Here is a 21,382-nt window from a genome sequence, read left to right on the forward strand (position 1 = left end):
CATCTGCGCCGTTTTGACCATATTCACAACAAGGACATGTCCTGCCACGGCAGAAAGACTGTCAGCCGTGTATTTGTAAAAAATATATTTTATGATCTTCGTATATTTCATACGGAAATCAACGCCCTATGACAGCCCTCAAGTCCTTTCTGAAAATGTTGTTCAGCTTTGCCCCCTGGATCGCCTTCCTGCTGATCGCCCAGGACTCGCTGTTCCGGCTGAAGGCCGGGATCATCGTCGCGGCAGTGCTGACTGTGCTCATGGCACTGCTGCGCCTGAACCGCGGGGTGATCATGTGGGTGAGCATTGCCTTCTTCTGCTATTGCGTGGTGTTTGTGGTGTTCCTGAATGACTTCTGGAGCGTGCGCTACATGGGCGCCCTGGCCAATGGCTCACTGGCGCTGGGCACCTGGATCGGCATTGCCTGCAAAAACCCATTCACCCTGGCCTATGCGCGCGAGGGCACCAGCCCGGAAATGTGGCAGAACCCGCAGTTCCTGCGTATCAATTACCTGCTCAGCAGCATGTGGGGGGTGGTCTTTACCCTGTGCGCCTTGTTGTCATGGCAACAGAGCGTGCATCCGATGATGCCATCCTGGGCCTACTCCACCCTGAACTACACCCTGCTGGTACTGGCCATGGTGATGAGCACCTGGTACCCGGAACACCGCAAGCGCCTGCGCGAACGCATGAACGCCAACCCGGCCTGAGACACGACAAAGCCCGCCAATGCGGGCTTTGTTTTCTGAGGGCGATGTCTGGCCCGGAGACCGTCCGGATTGGTTAAAATGGCGCAACTTCATTGCAGCGCCAGAGACAGCCCCCGCTTGCCGCACCACAGGCAGGGCGCGAACGGCCAGCCCACCATGACCACCACCATCCTCATCATTTTCTTTATCGTCTACCTCGGCATGATCCTGGGCGGCCTGCCCTTTTTGCAGCTCGACCGAACCGGGGTGGCGCTGCTTGGGGCAGTCGCGCTGATCGGTGTCGATGCGCTGAGCCCGGAGCAGGCGGTGCAATCCATTCACCTCCCCACCATGATTTTGCTGTTTTCCTTCATGGTGATTTCGGCACAGATGCGCCTGGGCGGCTTCTATGACTGGATACCGCACAAGCTGGCGGGCCTGTCACTCTCCCCGCCGCGGCTGCTGGCCATGCTGATTGTGGTCACCGCCGCCCTGTCCGCCGTCTTCAGCAACGATATCGTCTGCCTGGCCGTCGCACCGGTCCTGATAGACGCCTGCAGAAAACGCCGGCTGGCACCGATTCCCTTCCTGCTGGCGCTGGCCTGTGCCGCCAACATCGGCTCCTCCGCCACCTTGATTGGCAACCCGCAAAACATGCTGGTGGGCCAAACACTGCGTCTTTCCTTCTCAGGGTATTTCCTCGGCGCCATCATGCCGGTCGCACTGGGGCTGCTCGCCTGCTGGGGACTGATCGTCTGGCAAACCCACGGGCGCTGGCACGAGACACAGCCCGCCGCCGCGCGGACGACCACCGACGAGGCCACGCCATTCAGCGCCTGGCAGACCGGCAAGGGACTGCTGGTGGCCGGCGCACTGCTGCTGGCGTTTCTGTTTGTGCCCGGCCCGCGGGAGCACATGGCACTCATCGGCGCGGGCCTGCTGCTGATGAGCCGCAAGCTGCACTCACGCAAGATGCTGGGCCTGGTGGACTGGGAGCTGCTCGTCCTGTTCATGAGCCTTTTCGTGGTCAATCATGCACTGCAAAGCACCGGCATCACCTCGCGCGCCATCGCCCATCTCGCCGCCATCGGGGTACAGCTGGACCTGCCCGCCCACCTGTTTGCCGTCACCTTCCTGCTGTCCAATATCGTTTCCAACGTGCCCGCCGTGATGCTGCTGCTCCCCGTTGCCCACCATGAGACAGCCGGCCTGCTGCTCGCCCTGGTCAGCACGCTCTCCGGCAATCTGCTGATTGTCGGCAGCATCGCCAACATCATCGTCGTCGATGCCGCCGCCCGACGTGGCATCGACATCGACTGGAAGCGCCATGCCCGCATCGGCATACCGGTCACCCTGATCACCCTGATCATCTCGGGTGCCTACCTGATCTGGATTGACTAGGGTGGTTTGCGCCGGACCAGGCCTCAAAGACAATGGGTATACCACTAGCATGCAGCAAAGATTCTGGCTATCGTAAGCGCTTCCGCCGGCAGGCCTGTCCGAACCGGCACGCGACCGAATCCACACCATGGCAAGGCCATCACGAAAATGAAAATATTTGTCCACTGCGGGTTGATCGCCATCTTAACGTTCACCCTGGCGATGGCCGGCGAGTTCATCCATGACAGCTACCCGTTTTATGTCAGCCACTCGGGAGAGTTGATCAAGATGATCTCCTCTCTCATCGGGACATTATTCGCCATTGTGCTTGGTCTGCTGATTTCATCTTCATATTCCACATTCAACAATCAGCAGTCCGACTTCAACAGCATGGCCGTGGCCGTGGCCAATATGGATCTGATCCTGAAGCTCTACCAGGACGATACCCGGCACCTGCGCAAACAATTATTGGCGTCCATCGACCGGGTGTTGAAAACCTACTGGCCGGAGCGCAGCCAGGCCGGCCCGAAAGACATCAGTTACGACATTCTGCAAGAAGATGCAGAGGCCATGATCAATATCGGCAGTGCTTTCCACCGACTTGAAGGCGTCAGCCAGGATGACGTCAATGCCATGCGGCAATACACCAATCAATACCTGGCCACCCACACCAACATCATCAGAAACATCTCCAATCAGGTGCCGTCACTACTGCTGGCCATTGTGTTTGGCTGGGCATGCCTGCTGTTTTTTATCTACGGCATACTCGGCAGCGCCAGCGGATTCGAGATTTTTTTCTTGTTCCTGGGCTCGATCGCCATTGCCAGCGCCGATTTTCTCATCCTGGAACTGACCCACCCCTATCAGGGCTTGTTCAAGGTCTCCAGCGCCACATTCGATTTGCTCTACCAGGCCATCCTCGTGGAAGAAGGATTGGACACCCCCTCTGCTGCGCCAAGCGCCTGAGCCACGACGCTAGAACCGGGGTCAGGTCTTTCATTTTGCGCCTTCCGTGCAAAATGAAAGACCTGACCCCGTTTCTTTGGGCACACACTACCCCGCATGCAACTTTCTGGCATCACCGCAACTCATATCGCATAATACAACGGCACCCTCAGCCAGCACTGGCCACACGGCAGACCACGCCCCTGGAGAGACGCCATGCAGACGAACCCCCTGATACGCAACAACGTGACCGTCACCGGCAACACGGCGGCAACGACCTCCATGCTGTTCGTCAATGGACTCGGCTATGACCAGCACTTCTGGCAGCAAGTCACGCCAGCCTTTGCCCGGGACTACCGCCTGATCCTGTTTGATCATGTCGGCGCCACACCGGCGACGCTGGAGCAATATCGCATCCAGCAGGCGCGCTATCTGAATATCAGCGGCTATGCCACCGACCTGCTGGAAATCTGCGCCGAGCTGGCCTTGCCTGGCGAGATGATTCTGGTTGGCCACTCCCTGGGGGCCATGGTCGGTATGCTGGCCGCCATCGAGCAGCCGGCACGGTTTAGCAAACTCATCCTGCTGGGGGCTTCGCCCTGTTATGCCAACGACCGCGACTACCACGGGGGCTTTTCCAAACAAGACATCGATGGCGTCTATGATGCCGTGACCCAGGACCAGATCGTCTGGTCGCGACAACTGGCGCGGGTAGCCATGGGCAACCGCAGCAAACCGGCGCTGGTAGAAGCCTTTGCCAAATCGCTGGCGCGTATCCCGCAGGAAATCATGCTGACCGTACTGTGCGCAGTCTTGCAGGGGGACCAGCGGCAGCTGTTGGCCAGAGTGAGCGTGCCTTCGCTCATCATCCACGCTTCACAGGATTTTTTTGTGCCGCAGTCCGTCAGCCACTACTTGCATGCGCACCTGCCGCAAAGCCAGCTGTCAGCCATCGACGCCGAAGGCCACTTGCCGCATGTCACCGCGCCACAGGCGGTGGTCACTGCCATGCAGGCCTACCTGGCTCAGGATCCGGCGACATCGCCGTAGCCAGACACCCGCCTCGTTCACGACGCCCCGAGGCCCCAGTCATTCTCCTCCGCCCCAAAAATGGCGGCGGCCTCGCTGCGGATCAGACTGAAACGCGGCCGGATCGGCGTCAATATCATCCTGAATGGCACGATCACACGCAGCACGCCCTCCGGTTCCCGTTTGCGACAAGAGCGGGAACCGACCAATGCAATCCAAGCCATTGAAAAATAAAGGTGTTCCCGTAATTCCCGTTGTTCCCGTCCTTTTTATGGCAAAGAGGGGAATAGATACCGTGATCACGTGGAATGCTACGGGAGAGATGTTTAAGGATGACAAATACATATAAATATATAAGAGCATAAATACAAATACTGATTACCTACATCACAGATCAAATCAACCCTCTCCTATCCCTATCTACTTACTTGCTCAAACAGGACGGGAACAACGGGAATCACGGGAACAGCCTTGTCTGGCAAGGGTTTCAGTCGGGTACACCGCGTTCCCGAGCCTGAATGCAACGGGAACATGGGGGCTTCATACGCCGATGCAATGTGGACGGAGGACACATTCGCGTAGGGTGCATTCGCGTAGGGTGCATTCGCCGAAGGCAATGCACCGCAGCAATGCGCCAATGATGCATTCGCCGAATGGCAATGCACCAATACAATCCGCCGCCATGAAACATGGCGTCCTACCGCGCAAACTTGCGGATCTGTCATCGCTTTCGCTAGGGTATGTGGCGCGGCATGGTGCCGCTGAAACGGGCGCGGGCCCGGAGGTGTCATCAGCACCCCCGAGCCCGCTAACCAAACCAACTCTCGAGAGGAGTCAGTATGGCTGCCAAGTATGGTAATTCACCCCTGTCCCACTTCACAAATCGCCGTCTACCGCATCGCCCTTTGTTACCGCTGTTTGAGCTGGTTTCCGAGCTGTGTCCACCGCGTGAGGCACTGGCCGAGCCCGGCTTGTGCCGCCTGATCGTCGATGGCCGGCTCGACTGGTCGCTGGCCAGGGTCAATGGCCAGAGCTGGCTGTATCTGCCGCGTGCGGTACCGATGCGGCAATTGGCGGGTTGCACGGTGTTGCTGGCGGAGTAGGCATTCAACTGGAGGCCGGGGGGCGAAAGCTCCCCGGAGGGGTTGCTGGATGGATTGCATGCCCTCTGCCACGCCCTCTTCCCTATGTCACCGCCGTGCCCTTAGCGTTGTCTGCCTCCGCCATCACTCAGGGGCGCAACCGCATGGCCTCCCCCGCCCGGCACAACCCGGATACCGCCCGCAACCGCCTGCGCTTTCACCTGCCGCCCGACCTGCAGCGGCTGCGCGATCTCGACAGCCTGCGGCTCGCCCCGAACCACGGGGATGCATTCGCGTAGGGTGCATTCGCCAACGGCAATGCACCAACAGCCGATCACAGACAACAAAAAACCCAGAGAGCCTTGAGCTGTCTGGGTTTTCTGGTACTTAACCGTTAAGCATAACATGCCCTGATTTCAACCATATCTTGTCACCAGGGGGACGAATCCGAGGGCATTCTTTTGAGCAAGCGAACCATATCATGACGCAACGTCAAAAATCAAAGCATAACCCGTCAAAACTATTTCCTATTTATATTCATGAACTTACACCAAAACCAACATTCAAAACACCTGAAATGGAGTCCGATATTTTTATACATCGCCAGCCCGTTTCGAGACGCGCAATCTCATGTCTCATGTAAAGTAACTTTTTTACGTGTAAACCAAGTTGGTTTACACGTAAAAAAGTTACTTTACATGCATTAAAAATTACTTGCTTTACAAAAACTTACAGAAAGCCATAGAAACCAGATACGTTAATCAGCCTCTTCACCGACAGTCCAACATTCTGTTAAACAAAGGTGACCTGCAGATTTTCTTAGGACCGTTTTGACCTGGCCGTGTCTGAAATAAGGTGTAAACCGGTCGTTTCCCACTCCGCGGGCAAAAGGCCACTCCGGTCCAGATTTCGCCACTGACTGCAACAAATCGCCAGGTGACCGGTTGTCGGCCGTAGCAGACCGCCGCGCGCGGATAAAAGCATTGCAGCTTATTTAGCCAAAGCGGCCATAGATGTATCCACTAGGCGAGCAGTGTGGGTTTGTTACGTAGTGGAGTTGTAGCGAAGTGCATCAACCAACAGCCGCAAGGCCCGCGAAGATTGGCGCCGACTAGGGAAATAGATATGGTAACCGGTAAAGGTTGGGAACCAGTCTTCTAGTACCCATGCAAGACGGCCTTGCTCAACATGAGGTCGCGCCAGATCCTCTGGCATATAGGCCAAGCCAAACCCTGCCAGTGCTGCGTCCAATATTTCGTAGATCCCACTGAAATTGAGCTGCCCTTCGACGCGCACCTGAACGTCCTGCCCATCTTTGCGCAACTCCCAGGCATACAGCCCGCCATGGGTTGGTGTCCGAAGATTGATGCAGTCGTGGGCAGTCAAATCATGGGGGACAAGCGGTGGAGGACTTCTTTCCAAATAGGCGGGTGCCCCGACAATGGCCATCCGCAGATCTGGGGCGATCCGCACGGCGATCATGTCCTTGGCGACCGAGTCTCCAGGTCGAACTCCAAGGTCATAGCGTTCCGCCACGATATCGACCAGAGCATAGTCTGCGACACACTCGACCTTGATATCCGGGTACTGCTGCAGAAAAGGCACGAGCTTGGGCCACAAAATACCTCGGATAGCGTAGTCGGTTGCCGTGATGCGAATGGTGCCAGCGGGCTTGTCCCGGAGTTCGCCAACCGCCGCGATTTCTGCCCGAACCTCCTCAATCCGGGGGCTGACTGCCTGAAACAGTTGCTCTCCTGCCGACGTTGGAGAAACGCCCCGCGTGGTTCGCGTCAGTAATCGCACACCTAATTTGGCTTCAAAAGACCGAATAGTGTGGCTCAATGCCGATTGGGATACCCCAAGCTGTGCCGCCGCACGGGTGAAGCTTCGCTCATGCGCAACTGCCAAGAAGGCGAGCAACTCACTGAAGTTCTCTCTGGCCATTCATGATTCCAATTCATATCAGAATAAAAATTATAGCTACTACTCTCATGAATGTCAGTTTGATAAATTGCGTTCATTCATTGTTTTCCCGAGCACTACTATGAAAAACAAACACTCGAAAATGTCGTCAGTGCTGATGGCCATCGTGCCCATCATGACGGTCGTCCTGGTCGGTTACCTCGTGGTGGGTCTCGCGCTCCCGGTGCTGCCCATCTTTATCAATCATGAATTGGGTTTCGGTACTTTTGTCGTTGGTCTGGTTAGCAGCAGCCAATTTGCCGCATCACTCCTGACTCGGGTTTGGGCGGGGAATTACTCCGATACTCGTGGGCCGAAACAGGCTGTCATGGTGGGATTGATTGCCGCGGTTGTCTCTGGCCTGATTTATCTGCTCTCGCTGCATTTCCTCGCGCAGCCAATCTTGTCTGCTGTGATACTGATTCTGGGGCGTGGGCTACTTGGTGGGGCGGCGAGTTTCATCATTACCGGCGCTTTGGGCTGGGGCCTTGCTCGGGTTGGTGCAGCTCATGCCGGCAAAGTGATTTCCTGGGTGGGAACGGCCATGTATGCGGCATTCGCGGCAGGCGCTCCCCTGGGGACGGTGGTCTATCAACGAATGGGTTTTGCAGCGGTGGCCGGTGTCACGATCCTGTTTCCATTGGCAGCCATACTCATGGTGGTATTTCTTCATGCGTCCGAGCCTCAGCCTCGCAAGCCGTCATCCGTCGCGAAGGTGATGAAGTCTATCTGGTTGCCTGGTTTGGGACTGGCTTTCAGCAGTATCGGATTTGCTGCGATCACGACCTTCATTGTGCTGCTATTTGTTGATCATGGTTGGGGGCCGTTGTGGTTACCTTTTACTGCCTTCGCCATCGCATTCATGGCTCCGCGCACGTTTCTTGGCCACCTTACCGACAAGGCCGGGGGTGCCAGGGTTGCCCTGATTAGCATCGTGATCGAAGCCGCCGGCCTGACCATGGTCAGATTTGCGCCCTCGTCGGTCATTGCTTTAACCGGTGTCGTGGTTTGTGGCTTGGGGTATTCGCTGGTTTATCCAGGGTTGGGGGTGGAAGCAGTGCGAAGTGTGCCTGCAGAAAACCACGGCATGGCCATGGGGGGCTTCACGGCTTTCCTGGATGTGGCTTTGGGGGTTTCCTCACCATTGCTGGGGCTGGTCGGCGGGTGGGCAGGGGTGCCTTCGATTTTTCTGGTCAGTGCCCTTCTGGTTGTCTGTGGCGCACCCATCGCCTATCACCTTGGCAGGCAATCTCTAGGTAGCGAGGTCAATGATTGGGAGGAGTATGTGGAGAGCAATACGATTGAATGGTTTGATCCAAGAATCGAGGATCAGTCCAATCAGTAGGTCAATCGATGAACAGTGAGGTGTCAAATGAGTAACCGAATTCAGGGCAAAGTGGTGGTGCTTACCGGTGCCAGTAGCGGTCTTGGGGAAGCCACCGCAAGGTTATTGTCCGCTCAGGGGGCAGTCGTGGTGCTGGGCGCCCGCCGGAAGGATCGTATCCAGGCCTTGGCTGACAAATTAAACGCCCTCGGGGGCAAGGCGCTGGCCATGGCAACGGACGTGACGCAATGTGATCAGGTCCGGCATTTGGTGGATAGCGCGGTGCAAACATATGGCCGTATCGATGTGATGCTGAATAATGCTGGCCTTATGCCCAGCTCGCCACTGGAACGTCTCAAGATCGATGACTGGGATCGCATGATCGATGTGAACGTAAAAGGTGTCTTGTACGGTATCGCGGCTGCCCTGCCTTATATGAAGGCGCAAAAGGGGGGGCTGATCATTAACGTCTCGTCAGTTGCAGGCCATAAAGTCCGTGCTGGCGGAGCCGTCTATGCCGCGACCAAAGCAGCCGTTCGTGTGATCTCGGAGGGGCTGCGTCAAGAAGTGAAGCCCTACAACATCCGGACCGCCATCATTTCCCCTGGCATGGTGGCTACAGAGTTGACGGACAGCATCACCGAGGCAGATGTGGCCGAGAATATGCGTCGGGCCTATCAGGGGGCGGTGCCTGCCGAATCGTTCGCCGAGATGGTGGCGTTCATCATGAACCAGCCGGAGAACGTCGATATCAACGAAATCCTGTTCAGACCGACAAACCAGGAGTTCTGAGTTCCCGCGAGCCAGCACTCCATGCGCCAAAGGATGGGCGTGCTGGTCTCCGATATGTATCTGAAGTGTTGAATACAATCTGTACGAGACGAAGATTGCCGAATCTAATCAAGGCAGCCTTGCTCTTTCAATATCGGGCTGCAGTCTATCTGGCTGGATAATCAAGGTGCGCCCGTAGGAGATTTGATTGCCCCTGTGGCAAGAAAGGAATGAATTATGCGCCCGAAAATAATTTGCCATATGATCAGTTCTGTCGATGGACGATTACAGGTGGAGCGTTGGTCGCCCCCGGCGAAAGGCCTCGCCACAGGTTTTGTGACACCGATCTACGATGAGGTAGCAGGTCGCCTGAATGGCCAGGGATGGATCGTCGGTCGAAAGAGTATGGAGCCGATGACTCTGGGGGGCGATAAACCGGTAGCAACTGCCGAGACCTTTCCGCGCACGACCCACATCGGTAATCGCGCTGGCCGGACCATTGCCGCAGCGATTGATCCCCATGGCAAGTTGCACTATGGAGCAGACGGTATAAGCAGCGAGCACTTTGTTGCTATCCTGGGCGAGCAGGTGTCAGATGCTTACTTGGCGGAACTGCGGGCAGACGGCGTGTCCTATGTGTTCGCCGGCCAGGATGGTCACGATCTCACCAAGGCTCTTGAGAGCCTTGGCAGCGAGTTTGGAGTTGACACCTTGCTGCTGGAAGGGGGAGGACTGACCAATGGCGCTTTCCTCAAGGCTGGCTTGATTGACGAACTCAGTCTGCTCATTTATCCCGGGATCGATGGCTTGGCCGGCGTATCCAGTATTTTCGAGTATCAGGGTGCAGCGGATGAGAGGCCCGCAGCGGGCCGTTCCTTACGTCACTTTGCCACCGAGACGCTTGCCAATGGCGTTGTCTGGTTGCGCTATCGCTTTGAGGACTACTTCGACTAGTTGTAGGCTCCTGACATCACCATGTGGCGTCATCGGTTACTCAGGAACAGATGCCACATGGTTTATGCGCGTCACGATGCGGTTACTGTCTATGGCGATCTTGCTGGCACACTAGCTTTGCTGTTCTGACGCTGACAACATGTGACAGCCGGGTCCACCACTGAAACAAAAAAGTCATAATTCATGTCTGGCTGGAGGAGTAAGCTTTTGACTTACCTCCTCAGGCTAACCTAGCTGTCATGAATGCTGCCAAGAAAATCCGACTATTCATTGAATCAGGTGAAAATCCTGAGCAAGTTCAAGTGCTAAAAGCGCTTGCTGCCTCCCTTGAGCTAAACCTGCCCTTTGATCTCAAGGCACTGTATGAAATTGACATGAAGTATTTTGAAACAGCCATCGAGCTTCTGAATGACTGGCGGTTGGATCATCACATCGCATCAAGAAGCAAGCTTGTTGACCGACTCTTGCCGGAATTTCAACCGACTCAACTTGAGTCTTAGAGGAGTGATTAAGGGCATAAGGGAATGTCATGACACTCTCACCACTTGCTGTTTTCCTGGTCGTTGCCTTTGTCGTGCTCTGTTACTGCTATCTCACTCGTGAAGATGACTGACTGGCGCCGTACCTTTTCGAAACCCGGTGGATAACGAACCTCCCGGCAGGCTGGTCGCTCTCACAGATACTTGTGCGCAAACAGGTTTTGCGTTCTTCGATTCAATCCAAATCGAAGTTGGATTTTCGGCTGGATTGTCTACGCTTTATGAGTCAGTACGCGGCATTGACCCGCTAGCATTTAGCGTACGGACGGTTATCTCACGAGTTAAGCAGGCGTCTTTAACTAGATGCCTGTTTTTTTCTGGTTACGCTATCCGCCAAGTCATAATGCCCCAGGCCGCTCCGGGTCGATTCCGGTCGTTGGTAAAGATAAAACCGGACATTTGCCCAACAGATGGGTGAATGTCCGGTTTTGTTATCCGAGCAGACTCTCCGAGTCCACCACGCCAACGACTGCAAAGGCCGAGCTGCCGCCACTGACAGCCATAATTCGCTAGGTGACCGGTGGTCGGCCGGAGCGGGCGATCATGCCTTTATGCTACTCAAAACCGAAGGGCGTCGCTGACTCATTAACAAGTCAACAGAACCATTCTTGTCTTGTTAATGAGTCACCCCACCCCATTCAAGATTCAATCCAGTTGTACCCCGGCATGGTGCGCTTTATAAACTCATTAAACGGAGACCGAGTCGCCATGCTCCTGCAGATCCTAGATCTGTTTCTCGCGAACTGGCGATCAACACCCTGATGATGGCGTTGTGGCGTCGGCAGCCATCGCAACCGGTCGTGGTGCGATCGGATCAGGGCAGTCAGTTCAGCATTCATGACTGGTAAGCTTTCTTGGCCGCACACACCTTGATCCCGGGCATGAGTCGACGAGGCAACTGCTACGACAATGCCGTGGCGGAAACTCTATCTGGATCGCGAGCAGGCCCGACGCGATGTGTTCGATTACATCGAGATGTTTTACGACCCGAAGCACCGGCATGGTTATGCTGGCGGTGTTTCACCGCTAGAGTTTGAACGGCGATATTTCAACCGGCTGGTAACCGTCTACTGATGCCGGGGCGATTCACTGACTGTCAGATCAAGTCTGAACTTCTACACAACAGGCCCCCTCATGCGGTTCTACCGGTATTTGTTCTGCTTAGTAAAAACGCTCCCGTTTCTGACCGTAGGGAGTCCAAACGCCAACATAACCTTCAACGTGATCAGCCATGATGACGAAAACGATATCCTTGTTCTCTATTGAACCCGATAGACGACTGCGGACAGGCACTTTCGCATCATGCTTTGTTCCATCCGAGGTTTCCCAACTGATATGGAATTCTTCCGGGATGTGCATCCTCGCGATGTAAGTCGTGAATGAACCAATCGCAATCGCCACGGGCCTTGTCTCATCAACAAGTTCGTCACCATAGGTGTAACGGATGTTAGTCGCCTTGCCTACGCTCTTATCCACCTCAATTTCTAGACCGTGCCGTACCTTGTCATTCGGCCCCGCTGCACACCCCATAATTGCACACATCATTCCTGCTCCTATCAGCCCCACGATACTTCTGCGCAAATTCATTGACATTCGTGCCCCCTTACTGGTGGTACTTGATAACACGATGTACGTCCGGGTTATTCACCAGTTGATCAAGTGGGGCCCCATCCGTCCAGCGAGAGTCGTAGATGGTGAATTGCGAAGGGTCCGGAAGTCGATTGCCTGGAAGAGGTTCCAACGGCACGCCAGCTCGTTGCAAATAGGTGTAACCGATTTCGAGATTGGCTGCACCGATACCGTTCGTGTCATAGCTACCTCCACCAAGATTGGTGTGCGCACCGGGAAGAGACCATTCAACGACAGAGCCATTGCGGTCAGCAGCAGAGTTCAGCGCACTCGTCAGCGGGAAAAACGTTCTGTATTCATTGGCCGCGGTCAGATGCAAGGTCTGCTGAACTTGTGATGGGATCGTCGTATTCATTAGATCAATGGTACCGGTCTGGACCGTATCATAGAGTAGGGAGGCACCAATATTCACCCTCTCTGGTTCGATGATATTACGACCGTAAGTACAATGAGGCAATTAGAGAAATATTGGATTATTCTCGCTTGAGCGGCCAGCTTCCTATGAGCCATGGGAGGGGAAGATGATTGAGGTGAAGTCCTATCAGAGTATTAATTGTATCGATTTTGATAGCGAGCAGACTTATGTAATTTCCTTGTTTGGAGCGCCTGATTGTAGGAGCATTAATCGGGAGAAAGAAGTTAAATTTCATTTTCGCGATTTTATATTGAGATTTGATGCCAATTCCGGAGGTTTGCGAGAGTGCACATTGCTTCCTGGTTGCAACGCTAAAGTCAATGGTTATTCAGTTGAGTGGTTCGATGGATTCCTGAACTGGCTTGCGTTAGAGGATGGTGATCTAAAAGAAGTTTACGGATTTGTTCTGTCTCTGAAGCTAGGACTGGCAGTTACTGGATTTCATGATGGGGACGAATCTCAAAAGGCTATCCATGCATTTAGGCATGGTGATTGGGATATGTTTCTAGGTGAGATGAAGCCATTTAAACTTCCTTCGTAACAATGGAAATTTGATTTTTGCAAGGCGGCGTGGGGGGTGTCAGGCTTTGTTGCATAAATCGGCCGAGGATTGAGCTTCCCCTTTCCCCAGGCGGATTTATGCCATAGCCACCGTTTGCGGTCGGCCAAGCACGCTGAAGCGGTTCAGAATGGCGGCGCGCACTTGCAGCTCCGCCACCTGGCGGTCGAAGTCTCTGGCCATCACTCGTTCACCCAGCCGTTTGAAACAGCGCATCTTGGTTTCCACCAGGCTGCGGCGGTGGTAGCCGCTCCAGCGCTTCCAGATCGCCCGGCCCAGCCGTTTCGTGGCTCGGAGAATCTCATTGCGCGCCAACACGCCCGGTGATGTCCCTCCAGCCAAACAGACAAGGAACCGCGCTGGATCAGGGCGCGGTTGTAGGCTGACCAATTGGTGGTTTTGTATTTCGTGGGGACGGGCTTGGTCATGCCATCATTCTACCAGGCCTGAACCAGGGCGGATTTGTGCAACAACGCCAATTTTTACAAATGTGCTCTCATTTTCAAAAACTCTAGGTATTTAGGTTCTTCTCCTGCAAAAATTTCGTCTCCGGCCCCCATATAGGCACACATCAATTCTTCAGCGGCCCCGTCATGTTCCCCTGAGTCATAAAGCACCTGCCCATATCGCATATGAAGAAACGGATTACCCAAGCCTCCAGGACAAGTAAGTGCATACTCTAAAGCCTCGCGAGCCGAAGTTCTGTAACCGCCAAGGAAACAGGCATCCGCTATGGCAGCAAGAATCCAAGTTGATGCTTCCCAATCATTTTGTGGGCTCGGAACAAGTGTCCATGCTTTGTTGTACTCGGCGACAGCCTCCTCATAGCGACGGAGATCAGCCAATCGATCTCCTTCTGCACATAGAGACTTGATTGTTTCATATTTTTTTACATCAAGTTCGAATTGATTTGTCATTTAATTGCCGTTACTTCAACGTTGAGAATGTTGGTACGGGCGGTTGATACGTTTGTCCGAGCTTCGCACCCACAGATCGATTCACAGAAGGGGGGTCAGCATTTCCGTGTTTAAGGCGAATTAAATTTCACACGTGATGCTGAATGAAGCGGTCGCCGTAAAGAATAGCGAATTGATTCATGGCTGTCTTCCAATCATGCGCTGCACGACTCCAGTTGGCGGTGATGTTGCGCAGCGCCAGCCAGATGAGCTTCGTGGCTGCATCATCGTTCGGGAAGTGTCCCCGGGTTTTGATGATCTTGCGTAATTGCGAGTTGACTTTCTCGATTGCGTTGGTCGTGTAAATCACCTTGCGTACTGCCGGCGGGAACGCGTAGAACGGGATGACACGATCCCACGCGGTTCTCCACGCGCGACTGACCGTTGGAAATTTCTGCCCCCACTCGCTTTCACTGAAGGCCTCCAGCGCCGCCTCGGCCGCTTCCGCGCTCGCTGCGGTGTAGATCGGGCGAATGGCGGCGGCCAAGGCTTTCCGGTCTTTCCAGCTCGCGTAGTCGAGACTGTTACGGATTAGATGGACGATGCAGGTCTGCAGCGTAGTCGCGGGAAACACGGCGGCCAGCGCCTCCGGCATGCCCTTGAGACCGTCGGTGACGGCAATCAGGATGTCGTTGACGCCGCGCGTCCTGAGATCATTGAAGACCTTCATCCAAAATTTGGCACCCTCGGTGCCTTCGATCCAGAGACCGAGAATGTCACGGGAACCATCGGTCCGTACGCCCAGCGCCAAATAAACGGCTTTGTTGCGCACAACGGCATCTTCGCGAATCTTGACCCGCAGCGCATCGAAGAACACGACGGGATAGAGGGCATCGAGCGGACGTGATTGCCAGGCAATGACCTCGGCCATCACCTCTTCGGTGACGGAACTGATGAGCTAGGCGTGAGTTGATGCCATCTCGAAAAGAAAAAGCCGGCTTTCGCCGGCTTTTTTGCGCCTTAAAAAGGCAAATGTAACTAAAGCCATCAAAGGATGGTTGTGGCCCGTAACACAATTCAGCAATAAAGCAAAATGTGTCGCATCGGAAAATAAAGCATAACCTGTCATTTGCGACACATTATGCTTAACGCCACAGGTACTTCCCGAAACTGCCGGGAAGTGAATGTGGTGGAGGCGGCGGGAATCGAACCCGCGTCCGAAAGCCCTCTGCAGTGAGTTCTACATACTTAGCCGTGTCATTTGGATTTAACCTCTCCCCCGCCGACGGGCAGGCTGGTTTGAGGCGAGTCACCTAAATTTAACCCTGGATCAAGTAACCCGAACCAAGGCGAGCTGATGTGGAATGACTCTGCGGGAGTTGCCTCCACGGCCCATCAGCGAGCCGCTGCAGAGTCCGGCCTTAGGCGGCCAGAGCGTAAACGTTGTCGTTTGCGGTTATTACAGTTTCAGCGTTTTACGGGGTAACTGAAATCCCGGTATGCCCTCATCCGCTTCGCAACCCTCGTCGAAACCAGGTCGCCCCCAGATGATCCGCCAGTATACCGCTTGCAGCGCCGCACGTCCATCGGCCGGCCAGACGGATTAGCGCAGGCCGTTTCCGGCATTTTTTATGACGAATGCCTGCCGCCAAACAACTTAACGAATATTTTGCAATTCACATGATGCAATTAGATAAAAAAATTGCTTATACTGAAATCACCCCGCACCTGCCCATGAAAGAGAGGCACATGATGAAGACCTTCCATAACGGACAATCCTCCCGTGGCCATGTGCCACAATCGTCTTCAGCCCGCGGGATGCAGCTGCGCCGTCAACAGATGAAGGTGGCACTGCTGTCGCTGCCGCTGATGGCCCTGCTCTACACGCTGTGCATGTTGTTGCTGCGCGGCTGATATTCAGCGTCAGACTCCACCACAATGCCCGGCTGAAGCCGGGCATTTGTTTTGTCGCAACCCTGCTGCGCGCCACCCTGCCACACCGGACAGAAACTAGAGGCAGATCAACACACCATCAAATTCCGGCCACGCATAATGGCCCATCTACAGCCAAAGGGCACCCTCATGCAAACGACCGTCAGCGCCGCCATTGACGCGGCCATCAAGGAACAGGCCGTCGCGATTCTCTCTCGTGAAGGACTGACCTTGTCGCAGGCCATCCGTGCCCTGCTCGGCTATATTGCCCGTGAAGGTCAGTTGCCGCAGGGGCTGCCCTTTTTCGGGCTGGACAGCCTGCCCTCGGTCGGCGAAGACCAGGAAGGGCCGATCGAAACCTACGCCAGTTTTGCCGAACTGATGCGCGCCATTACCGGCGAGCCCTGACTCAGACCAGCTGCCACAGACCGCTTCCCGCCACATAGAACCCCACCAGCACAATCAGGCTGCCCGACAGATAGGGCGCCTTGCGGGCGAATTGCCCGAAGCCCTGCCAGCGCCCGGCAAGGTGCTTGAGACTCAACGCGGCCAGCACCCCTGAGGCCACCAGGGTCAGGGCCAGGCCGACACTGAAACACAATACCAGGACTGCCCCCAGTGCCAGTTGCTTGAGCTGCAGGCACAGCAACAGCACCGTGATGGAGGCCGGGCAGGGAATCAACCCGCCGGTCAGGCCGAACAGCACGATCTGCCCGGTCGTCACCTGACGGTGAGCAAAGCGGCGCCGGATCTCCTCGGCATGCGCCCGCTCATGGGCGTCCTGCGCCTCGTGCGTGATGTGCAGCAGGCCGGGCTGGGCCACCGCGGCCGCCGGGACGGGACGGTAGCGGACCGCACCCGCCACGCGGGGTGTGGCATGGGGTGCGTGGTCATGGTGGTGATGATCATGGTGGTGATGCTCATGGTGGTGATGCTCATGGTCATGATGGTGATGGCCGTGCTGGTCGCGCCAGGTGCGCCACAGCATCCATAGCGCCACACCGAGGATCAACAGGCCGGAGATCAGCTGAAAATACGGCTCGCTGGTTTCGGCGCTCCAGCGCCCGCCGAAGGACAGGCCGGCCATGGCCACGGCCCAGACCACGGCGGTATGGGACAGGGTGGCGGACAGGCCGAGCAGCACGGCCTGTGCCACGGTGCCGCGAATGGCCACGATGAACGCGGCCATCATGGTTTTGGAGTGGCCTGGTTCCAGGCCATGCAGGGCGCCCAGCAAGATAGCGCTGGGGACGAACAGCCAGGCATTACCCTGCTGCAGTAAAGCAATGAAGCTCGGCATGACACGCCTCGATGAGTAAAATCATGCGGCCCATCATACTCCCCCTGAGTATAAAAATACTACCCCCCTGTATTTTTATGCTAAATTCTGATACTCATTAAGACTGGAGCATTGTCGTATGTCGCACACCATCCGCGATCAGGCCAAGTTGCTGGCGCGCGTGCGCCGCCTGCATGGCCAGACGGCCGCCCTGGAGAAGTTGCTGACCAACGGCACCGAGTGTGGTGCGGTGTTGCAGCAGATTGCCGCGATTCGCGGCGCGGTGAACGGTCTGATGGGGGCGGTCATCGAGGGTCATCTGAGCGAGCATCTGGTCAATCAGCCGGATCAGACTCAGCGTGAGCAGGATCTCGATGTGGTGCTGCAGGTCATCAAGTCCTATCTGAAATAATGGCCGGGTGCGGCAGAATCCTGTCACACCCAAGCCCATGATTCCGTTATAATTCCGCCCCTCGCTTGTCTTTGCAGGAATGTCCCATGAGTCTGTTGTCGCATCAGGTCGAGCTGCTCGCGCCGGCCAAAACCGTCGAAATCGGCCGCGAGGCCATTTTGCATGGCGCCGACGCCGTGTATATCGGCGGTCCGAGCTTTGGCGCGCGCCACAATGCCTGCAACAGCGTGAGCGACATTGCCGGGCTGACCCGCTTTGCCCATCAGTACCATGCGCGCATTTTTGCCACGCTCAATACCATCCTGCACGACGCCGAGCTGGAGGCCGCACGCAAGCTGATCTGGCAGTTGTACGATGCCGGGGTGGATGCCCTGATCATTCAGGACATGGGGATTGTGGAAATGGATCTGCCGCCGATCCAGCTGCATGCCTCGACGCAGTGCGATATTCGTGACGCAGCCAAGGCCCGCTTCCTGGCGGATGCGGGTTTCTCGCAGCTGGTGCTGGCGCGCGAGCTGTCGATTGCGCAAATTCGCGAGATTGCCGCCCGGCTGGACGGCGAAACCACGCTGGAATACTTCATCCACGGGGCCTTGTGTGTGGCGTTTTCCGGTCAGTGCTATATCAGCCACGCCGAAACCGGCCGCAGCGCCAACCGTGGCGATTGTTCGCAGGCCTGTCGCCTGCCCTATACCCTGACCGACCAGAAAGGCGGGGTGATCGCTTTCGACAAGCATCTGCTGTCGATGAAGGACAATAACCAGAGTCGCAATCTGGAAGCCCTGCTGGACGCCGGTGTGCGCTCGCTGAAGATCGAGGGCCGCTACAAGGACGTCAGCTACGTCAAGAACATCACCGCGCATTACCGTCTGTTGCTGGATGAAATTTTCGAGCGCCGCCCGGAACTGGCGCCGGCCTCCAGTGGCAGCAGCGAGATCTTTTTTACCCCGGACCCGGACAAGACCTTCCACCGCGGCAGCACGGATTACTTTGCCAGCGGCCGGCAGATCGATATCGGTGCGTTTGACTCGCCGAAGTTTGTCGGCGTGGCGCTGGGCACGGTGCATCAGGTCGGACCGAACTGGCTGGAGATCGCCACGCAGGAGGCCATGAGCAACGGTGATGGCATCAGTTATCTGCACAAGCGCGAAGTGATCGGCATGCAGCTCAACACCGTCAAGGCGGTTGGCCATGACAGCGAGGGCGTGCCGGTGTGGCGCTGCCAGCCGAACGACCCGGCCCTGCTGGCGGGCCTGCGCCCCGGTATCGAGCTGAGCCGCAACCGTGATCATGCCTGGGAGCTGGCGCTGCTCAAGCCGTCGGCCGAGCGCCGCATCGGACTGTGGGCAAGGCTGCGCGAGCAGGCCGACGGGCTGACGCTCAGCCTGACCGATGCCGATGGCTGCATGGCCGAGGCCAGCGTCGCCATCGCCCTGGAGCCCGCCAAGGATGCCGGGCGTGCTCGCCAGTCATTGCTGGATGGTCTGGGCAAGCTGGGCAACAGCTGCTTTATCGCTCATGACATCCAGCTTGAGTTGTCTCAGCCCTGGTTTGTCCCGGCGTCGGTCATCAACGGCCTGCGCCGGGATGCCGTGGCCGCGCTGGAGGCGGCGCGTCTGGCTGCCTGGCAGCGTCCGCCGCGCAAGGCGGCGGCCTCGCCTGCCCCGGTCTATCCGGAAAACACCCTGAGCTATCTGGCCAATGTCTATAACGAGCTGGCCTGGCAGTTTTACCGCAAGCATGGTGTTGAAGTGATTGAGCCGGCCTACGAGGCGCACGAGGAAGCCGGCGAGGTGAGCCTGATGATCACCAAGCATTGCCTGCGTTTCAGCTTCAATCTGTGTCCGAAGCAGGCCAAGGGCGTCAAGGGGGTGATGGGTCAGGTGCGCGCCGATCCGCTGGTGCTGAAGTCGGGCAGCGAGACCTATACCCTCAAGTTTGAATGCCGTCCGTGCGAGATGCACGTGATGGGCAAGATGAAAAAGCATGTCCTGAAGTCACCACCGCCGAGCGAGATTCCGGCGGTGGCTCCCCTCACCTTCTTCAAGCAGCGCCCCTGAGCGGCGTCAGGGCAGCCTGCACCCGCTCGGCGGCTGCCAGCAGCGCTGACTCGTTACCCGGTGCGCACACCAGCATCACGCTGGGCGGCAGGCCGGTTGCCGGGTCGGCAAAGCGCCAGCCCGGCACGGCGATGGCCGGCAGATCGGCGTAGTTGCACAGCGCCAGCGGGCTGAGCTGGCGATTCAGGCCAGGGCGCAGGCTGCGGCGATTCATTTCGCCGTGCGGCGGCGCCAGCAGCCCCATGGTCGGCAACAGCAGGATGCCATCTTCTCCCAGAATGCTGCGGTAGAGTTCGCGCACGGTCTGGAAACGACCGATCAGCCGCTCGGCCTGGGCCGCGCTGCGCGGCCGGGTCAGTCGCCCGCTGGTCGCGGCGTACACCAGCCACATGAACATGCCGCGATCAATGCCCGGTCGTCCGGTGAGCTGGCGCCAGGCCTCTGCCAGCAGATGGAAGGAGCGCCCGCCACTGCGCAACAGCCCGTACCAGTCGTCCTGCAAGTCGTGCAGCAACATCGGGGCCATCAGGTCATACAGGGCCGCCACTTCGTCAAAGCGCTGTTGCTCTGCCTGCATGCCGTCCGCCAGCAAGGCCGTGCGGGCCGCGGCCAGGGCCTGTTCGATGCAGGCAGACTCGGGACGCCAGGGGAAGGCATCGGCGTCAATCAGCCGCAGTGTCCTGAGCGGCGGCGCTTCGGGCAGGGTCTGGCCACTCAGCACCTGATATACCAGCCGGGCATCACGGACCGAGCGGGTGATCGGGCCGACGGCCAGCCAGCTGTCGGTAAAGCCGGCTATGGTCGGCCAGCAGCCCTGCTTGGGCACGGCCGCAGAGGCCGGCTTGAAGCCGACCACGCCACAAAAGGCTGCCGGGATGCGGATCGAGCCCAGGATGTCGGATCCCACCCCAAACGCCACGGCGCCACTGGCGACCATCACGGCATCGCCGCCCGAAGAGCCACCGGCGACCCGCGACGGGTCGAGCGGGTTGCGGGTCAGGCCATAGCGCGGATTGCTGCTTTCGGCGGTCATGGCGAATTCCGGCACATTACCGCGCGCCATGATCACGGCGCCGGCGGCCTTGAGTCGCGCCACCACCGGCGAATCCTCGCCAGGCACGATCGGCCGCATGTAGTTCGAACCTGCGGTGATCGCCTGCCCGGCGATGCCGAGGGTTTCTTTCACGGAACAGGGCAAACCGTGCAGTACGCCGTCGGGCAGCGTTGCCAGCTGATCCATGGCCTCCTGGCGCAGGACGTGGCTGGCGGGATTGAGCCGGGGCTGGATGTCGTCCAGCAGACCCAGGTGGCGGTTCAACTGTTTTTCGAGGCAAAAATCGTCCTGCTGACGTTGCTGCAACAACGCGGTGGCATCCGGCAAGGCATAGGGCTGGAGGGTAGACATGGCGGATTCTCGGCAAGGTTTCTCCACGTCACTGATACCACATTGGCATAACCATAACCAGTAGAGGGCTGAACAAATGTCGCGCTCACGCTAGACTGAGGCCCTTTTTCGTCAGATCAG

Annotated in this window: 21 protein-coding genes, 1 other RNA gene and 3 pseudogenes; 16 read left to right on the forward strand and 9 right to left on the reverse strand. The window is 57.0% G+C overall.

All coding sequences use genetic code 11. The features are described from left to right. The first annotated feature begins 128 nt into the window (after positions 1–128). From AACH39_RS04285 to AACH39_RS04310, 6 genes are all read left to right on the forward strand, one after another. On the forward strand, positions 129–710 hold the full coding sequence (locus tag AACH39_RS04285; RefSeq protein ID WP_215782266.1) for a hypothetical protein: 582 nt from the start codon (positions 129–131) through the stop codon (positions 708–710). Positions 711–788: 78 nt separating this feature from the next. Continuing rightward, on the forward strand, positions 789–2,090 hold the full coding sequence (locus AACH39_RS04290) for an anion transporter (protein WP_338620982.1): 1,302 nt from the start codon (positions 789–791) through the stop codon (positions 2,088–2,090). A gap of 147 nt (positions 2,091–2,237) precedes the next feature. Then, positions 2,238–3,035, forward strand: a complete 798-nt coding sequence (locus AACH39_RS04295) for a hypothetical protein (RefSeq protein ID WP_338620983.1) — start codon at positions 2,238–2,240, stop codon at positions 3,033–3,035. 195 nt (positions 3,036–3,230) lie between these two features. Beyond that, the gene (locus AACH39_RS04300; protein WP_338620984.1) at positions 3,231–4,064 is read left to right on the forward strand and encodes an alpha/beta hydrolase; all 834 of its coding nucleotides are present in this window, start codon (positions 3,231–3,233) and stop codon (positions 4,062–4,064) included. Positions 4,065–4,882: 818 nt separating this feature from the next. After that, complete coding sequence (locus AACH39_RS04305) at positions 4,883–5,146, forward strand: hypothetical protein (RefSeq protein WP_215782260.1); 264 nt, start codon at positions 4,883–4,885, stop codon at positions 5,144–5,146. A 95-nt stretch (positions 5,147–5,241) separates the two neighbouring features. Continuing rightward, entirely contained in the window at positions 5,242–5,424 is a 183-nt protein-coding gene (locus AACH39_RS04310) for an Rpn family recombination-promoting nuclease/putative transposase (protein ID WP_215782259.1), read from the forward strand. A gap of 745 nt (positions 5,425–6,169) precedes the next feature. On the opposite strand, the gene AACH39_RS04315 is transcribed toward AACH39_RS04310, so the two are convergent. Continuing rightward, positions 6,170–7,069 carry a LysR family transcriptional regulator gene (locus tag AACH39_RS04315; RefSeq protein WP_338620985.1) on the reverse strand — a complete coding sequence of 300 codons (900 nt, stop codon included), beginning with the start codon at positions 7,067–7,069 and terminating at the stop codon, positions 6,170–6,172. Positions 7,070–7,169: 100 nt separating this feature from the next. On the opposite strand from AACH39_RS04315, the gene AACH39_RS04320 reads away from it, so the two are divergent. From AACH39_RS04320 to AACH39_RS04340, 5 genes and pseudogenes are all read left to right on the forward strand, one after another. Next, the gene (locus AACH39_RS04320; protein ID WP_338620986.1) at positions 7,170–8,432 is read left to right on the forward strand and encodes an arabinose transporter; all 1,263 of its coding nucleotides are present in this window, start codon (positions 7,170–7,172) and stop codon (positions 8,430–8,432) included. 27 nt (positions 8,433–8,459) lie between these two features. Next, on the forward strand, positions 8,460–9,203 hold the full coding sequence (locus AACH39_RS04325; protein WP_338620987.1) for an SDR family oxidoreductase: 744 nt from the start codon (positions 8,460–8,462) through the stop codon (positions 9,201–9,203). Positions 9,204–9,419: 216 nt separating this feature from the next. Next, positions 9,420–10,136, forward strand: coding sequence for a dihydrofolate reductase family protein (locus tag AACH39_RS04330; protein ID WP_338620988.1), 717 nt, complete (start codon positions 9,420–9,422; stop codon positions 10,134–10,136). Between the two features lie 239 nt (positions 10,137–10,375). After that, positions 10,376–10,636: a hypothetical protein gene (locus AACH39_RS04335; RefSeq protein ID WP_338620989.1), complete on the forward strand. Its 261-nt coding sequence runs from the start codon at positions 10,376–10,378 to the stop codon at positions 10,634–10,636. Positions 10,637–11,406: 770 nt separating this feature from the next. Continuing rightward, positions 11,407–11,749: pseudogene (locus AACH39_RS04340) on the forward strand (DDE-type integrase/transposase/recombinase); the annotation flags it as partial. 87 nt (positions 11,750–11,836) lie between these two features. Here AACH39_RS04340 and AACH39_RS04345 read toward each other — a convergent pair. Both AACH39_RS04345 and AACH39_RS04350 read right to left on the reverse strand, forming a co-directional pair. Beyond that, positions 11,837–12,268, reverse strand: coding sequence for a hypothetical protein (locus tag AACH39_RS04345; RefSeq protein WP_338620990.1), 432 nt, complete (start codon positions 12,266–12,268; stop codon positions 11,837–11,839). 10 nt (positions 12,269–12,278) lie between these two features. Continuing rightward, the gene (locus AACH39_RS04350) at positions 12,279–12,659 is read right to left on the reverse strand and encodes a hypothetical protein (RefSeq protein WP_338620991.1); all 381 of its coding nucleotides are present in this window, start codon (positions 12,657–12,659) and stop codon (positions 12,279–12,281) included. Between the two features lie 166 nt (positions 12,660–12,825). Between AACH39_RS04350 and AACH39_RS04355 the strand changes: the two genes are divergently transcribed. Beyond that, positions 12,826–13,260 (forward strand): hypothetical protein, encoded by a 435-nt coding sequence (locus AACH39_RS04355; protein WP_338620992.1) that lies wholly within the window; start codon positions 12,826–12,828, stop codon positions 13,258–13,260. A 96-nt stretch (positions 13,261–13,356) separates the two neighbouring features. Here the strand turns inward: AACH39_RS04355 and AACH39_RS04360 are convergent. From AACH39_RS04360 to ssrA, 4 genes and pseudogenes are all read right to left on the reverse strand, one after another. Further along, a pseudogene (locus AACH39_RS04360) lies at positions 13,357–13,590 on the reverse strand (IS5/IS1182 family transposase); the annotation flags it as partial. 170 nt (positions 13,591–13,760) lie between these two features. Then, entirely contained in the window at positions 13,761–14,195 is a 435-nt protein-coding gene (locus AACH39_RS04365; protein WP_338620993.1) for a tetratricopeptide repeat protein, read from the reverse strand. Positions 14,196–14,322: 127 nt separating this feature from the next. Beyond that, a pseudogene (locus tag AACH39_RS04370) lies at positions 14,323–15,129 on the reverse strand (IS256 family transposase); the annotation flags it as partial. Positions 15,130–15,361: 232 nt separating this feature from the next. After that, positions 15,362–15,719: a transfer-messenger RNA gene (ssrA, locus tag AACH39_RS04375) on the reverse strand. 204 nt (positions 15,720–15,923) lie between these two features. On the opposite strand from ssrA, the gene AACH39_RS04380 reads away from it, so the two are divergent. Together AACH39_RS04380 and AACH39_RS04385 are read left to right on the forward strand one after the other, a co-directional pair. Then, positions 15,924–16,088, forward strand: a complete 165-nt coding sequence (locus AACH39_RS04380; RefSeq protein ID WP_215782258.1) for a hypothetical protein — start codon at positions 15,924–15,926, stop codon at positions 16,086–16,088. A gap of 168 nt (positions 16,089–16,256) precedes the next feature. Next, positions 16,257–16,514: a type II toxin-antitoxin system RelB/DinJ family antitoxin gene (locus AACH39_RS04385; RefSeq protein WP_215782257.1), complete on the forward strand. Its 258-nt coding sequence runs from the start codon at positions 16,257–16,259 to the stop codon at positions 16,512–16,514. Position 16,515: 1 nt separating this feature from the next. Here AACH39_RS04385 and AACH39_RS04390 read toward each other — a convergent pair whose 3' ends face one another. Further along, positions 16,516–17,406 carry a nickel/cobalt efflux transporter gene (locus tag AACH39_RS04390; protein ID WP_338620994.1) on the reverse strand — a complete coding sequence of 297 codons (891 nt, stop codon included), beginning with the start codon at positions 17,404–17,406 and terminating at the stop codon, positions 16,516–16,518. A 118-nt stretch (positions 17,407–17,524) separates the two neighbouring features. Here AACH39_RS04390 and AACH39_RS04395 point away from each other — a divergent pair, with 118 nt between their 5' ends. Both AACH39_RS04395 and AACH39_RS04400 read left to right on the forward strand, forming a co-directional pair. Further along, positions 17,525–17,797 (forward strand): metal/formaldehyde-sensitive transcriptional repressor, encoded by a 273-nt coding sequence (locus AACH39_RS04395; protein WP_215782255.1) that lies wholly within the window; start codon positions 17,525–17,527, stop codon positions 17,795–17,797. An 86-nt stretch (positions 17,798–17,883) separates the two neighbouring features. Continuing rightward, a complete protein-coding gene (locus tag AACH39_RS04400; RefSeq protein ID WP_215782254.1) occupies positions 17,884–19,857 on the forward strand; it encodes a U32 family peptidase in 1,974 nt (657 codons plus the stop codon). On the opposite strand, the gene AACH39_RS04405 is transcribed toward AACH39_RS04400, so the two are convergent. Then, complete coding sequence (locus AACH39_RS04405) at positions 19,841–21,262, reverse strand: amidase (RefSeq protein ID WP_338620995.1); 1,422 nt, start codon at positions 21,260–21,262, stop codon at positions 19,841–19,843. The two genes, AACH39_RS04400 and AACH39_RS04405, sit on opposite strands and share 17 nt — an antisense overlap. Positions 21,263–21,382: the final 120 nt, after the last annotated feature.

It is taken from the genome of Paludibacterium flexuosum, from assembly GCF_037076605.1.
GTDB lineage: Bacteria > Pseudomonadota > Gammaproteobacteria > Burkholderiales > Chromobacteriaceae > Paludibacterium.

Bases quoted from the DNA above. Each gene is read 5' to 3' on its own strand.
- AACH39_RS04285 (WP_215782266.1), top strand. From the start codon at position 129: ATGACAGCCCTCAAGTCCTTTCTGAAAATGTTGTTCAGCTTTGCCCCC.
- AACH39_RS04290 (WP_338620982.1), top strand. From the start codon at position 789: ATGGCGCAACTTCATTGCAGCGCCAGAGACAGCCCCCGCTTGCCGCAC.
- AACH39_RS04295 (WP_338620983.1), top strand. From the start codon at position 2,238: ATGAAAATATTTGTCCACTGCGGGTTGATCGCCATCTTAACGTTCACC.
- AACH39_RS04300 (WP_338620984.1), top strand. From the start codon at position 3,231: ATGCAGACGAACCCCCTGATACGCAACAACGTGACCGTCACCGGCAAC.
- AACH39_RS04305 (WP_215782260.1), top strand. From the start codon at position 4,883: ATGGCTGCCAAGTATGGTAATTCACCCCTGTCCCACTTCACAAATCGC.
- AACH39_RS04315 (WP_338620985.1), bottom strand. From the start codon at position 7,069: ATGGCCAGAGAGAACTTCAGTGAGTTGCTCGCCTTCTTGGCAGTTGCG.
- AACH39_RS04320 (WP_338620986.1), top strand. From the start codon at position 7,170: ATGAAAAACAAACACTCGAAAATGTCGTCAGTGCTGATGGCCATCGTG.
- AACH39_RS04325 (WP_338620987.1), top strand. From the start codon at position 8,460: ATGAGTAACCGAATTCAGGGCAAAGTGGTGGTGCTTACCGGTGCCAGT.
- AACH39_RS04330 (WP_338620988.1), top strand. From the start codon at position 9,420: ATGCGCCCGAAAATAATTTGCCATATGATCAGTTCTGTCGATGGACGA.
- AACH39_RS04335 (WP_338620989.1), top strand. From the start codon at position 10,376: ATGAATGCTGCCAAGAAAATCCGACTATTCATTGAATCAGGTGAAAAT.
- AACH39_RS04345 (WP_338620990.1), bottom strand. From the start codon at position 12,268: ATGTCAATGAATTTGCGCAGAAGTATCGTGGGGCTGATAGGAGCAGGA.
- AACH39_RS04350 (WP_338620991.1), bottom strand. From the start codon at position 12,659: ATGAATACGACGATCCCATCACAAGTTCAGCAGACCTTGCATCTGACC.
- AACH39_RS04355 (WP_338620992.1), top strand. From the start codon at position 12,826: ATGATTGAGGTGAAGTCCTATCAGAGTATTAATTGTATCGATTTTGAT.
- AACH39_RS04365 (WP_338620993.1), bottom strand. From the start codon at position 14,195: ATGACAAATCAATTCGAACTTGATGTAAAAAAATATGAAACAATCAAG.
- AACH39_RS04380 (WP_215782258.1), top strand. From the start codon at position 15,924: ATGATGAAGACCTTCCATAACGGACAATCCTCCCGTGGCCATGTGCCA.
- AACH39_RS04385 (WP_215782257.1), top strand. From the start codon at position 16,257: ATGCAAACGACCGTCAGCGCCGCCATTGACGCGGCCATCAAGGAACAG.
- AACH39_RS04390 (WP_338620994.1), bottom strand. From the start codon at position 17,406: ATGCCGAGCTTCATTGCTTTACTGCAGCAGGGTAATGCCTGGCTGTTC.
- AACH39_RS04395 (WP_215782255.1), top strand. From the start codon at position 17,525: ATGTCGCACACCATCCGCGATCAGGCCAAGTTGCTGGCGCGCGTGCGC.
- AACH39_RS04400 (WP_215782254.1), top strand. From the start codon at position 17,884: ATGAGTCTGTTGTCGCATCAGGTCGAGCTGCTCGCGCCGGCCAAAACC.
- AACH39_RS04405 (WP_338620995.1), bottom strand. From the start codon at position 21,262: ATGTCTACCCTCCAGCCCTATGCCTTGCCGGATGCCACCGCGTTGTTG.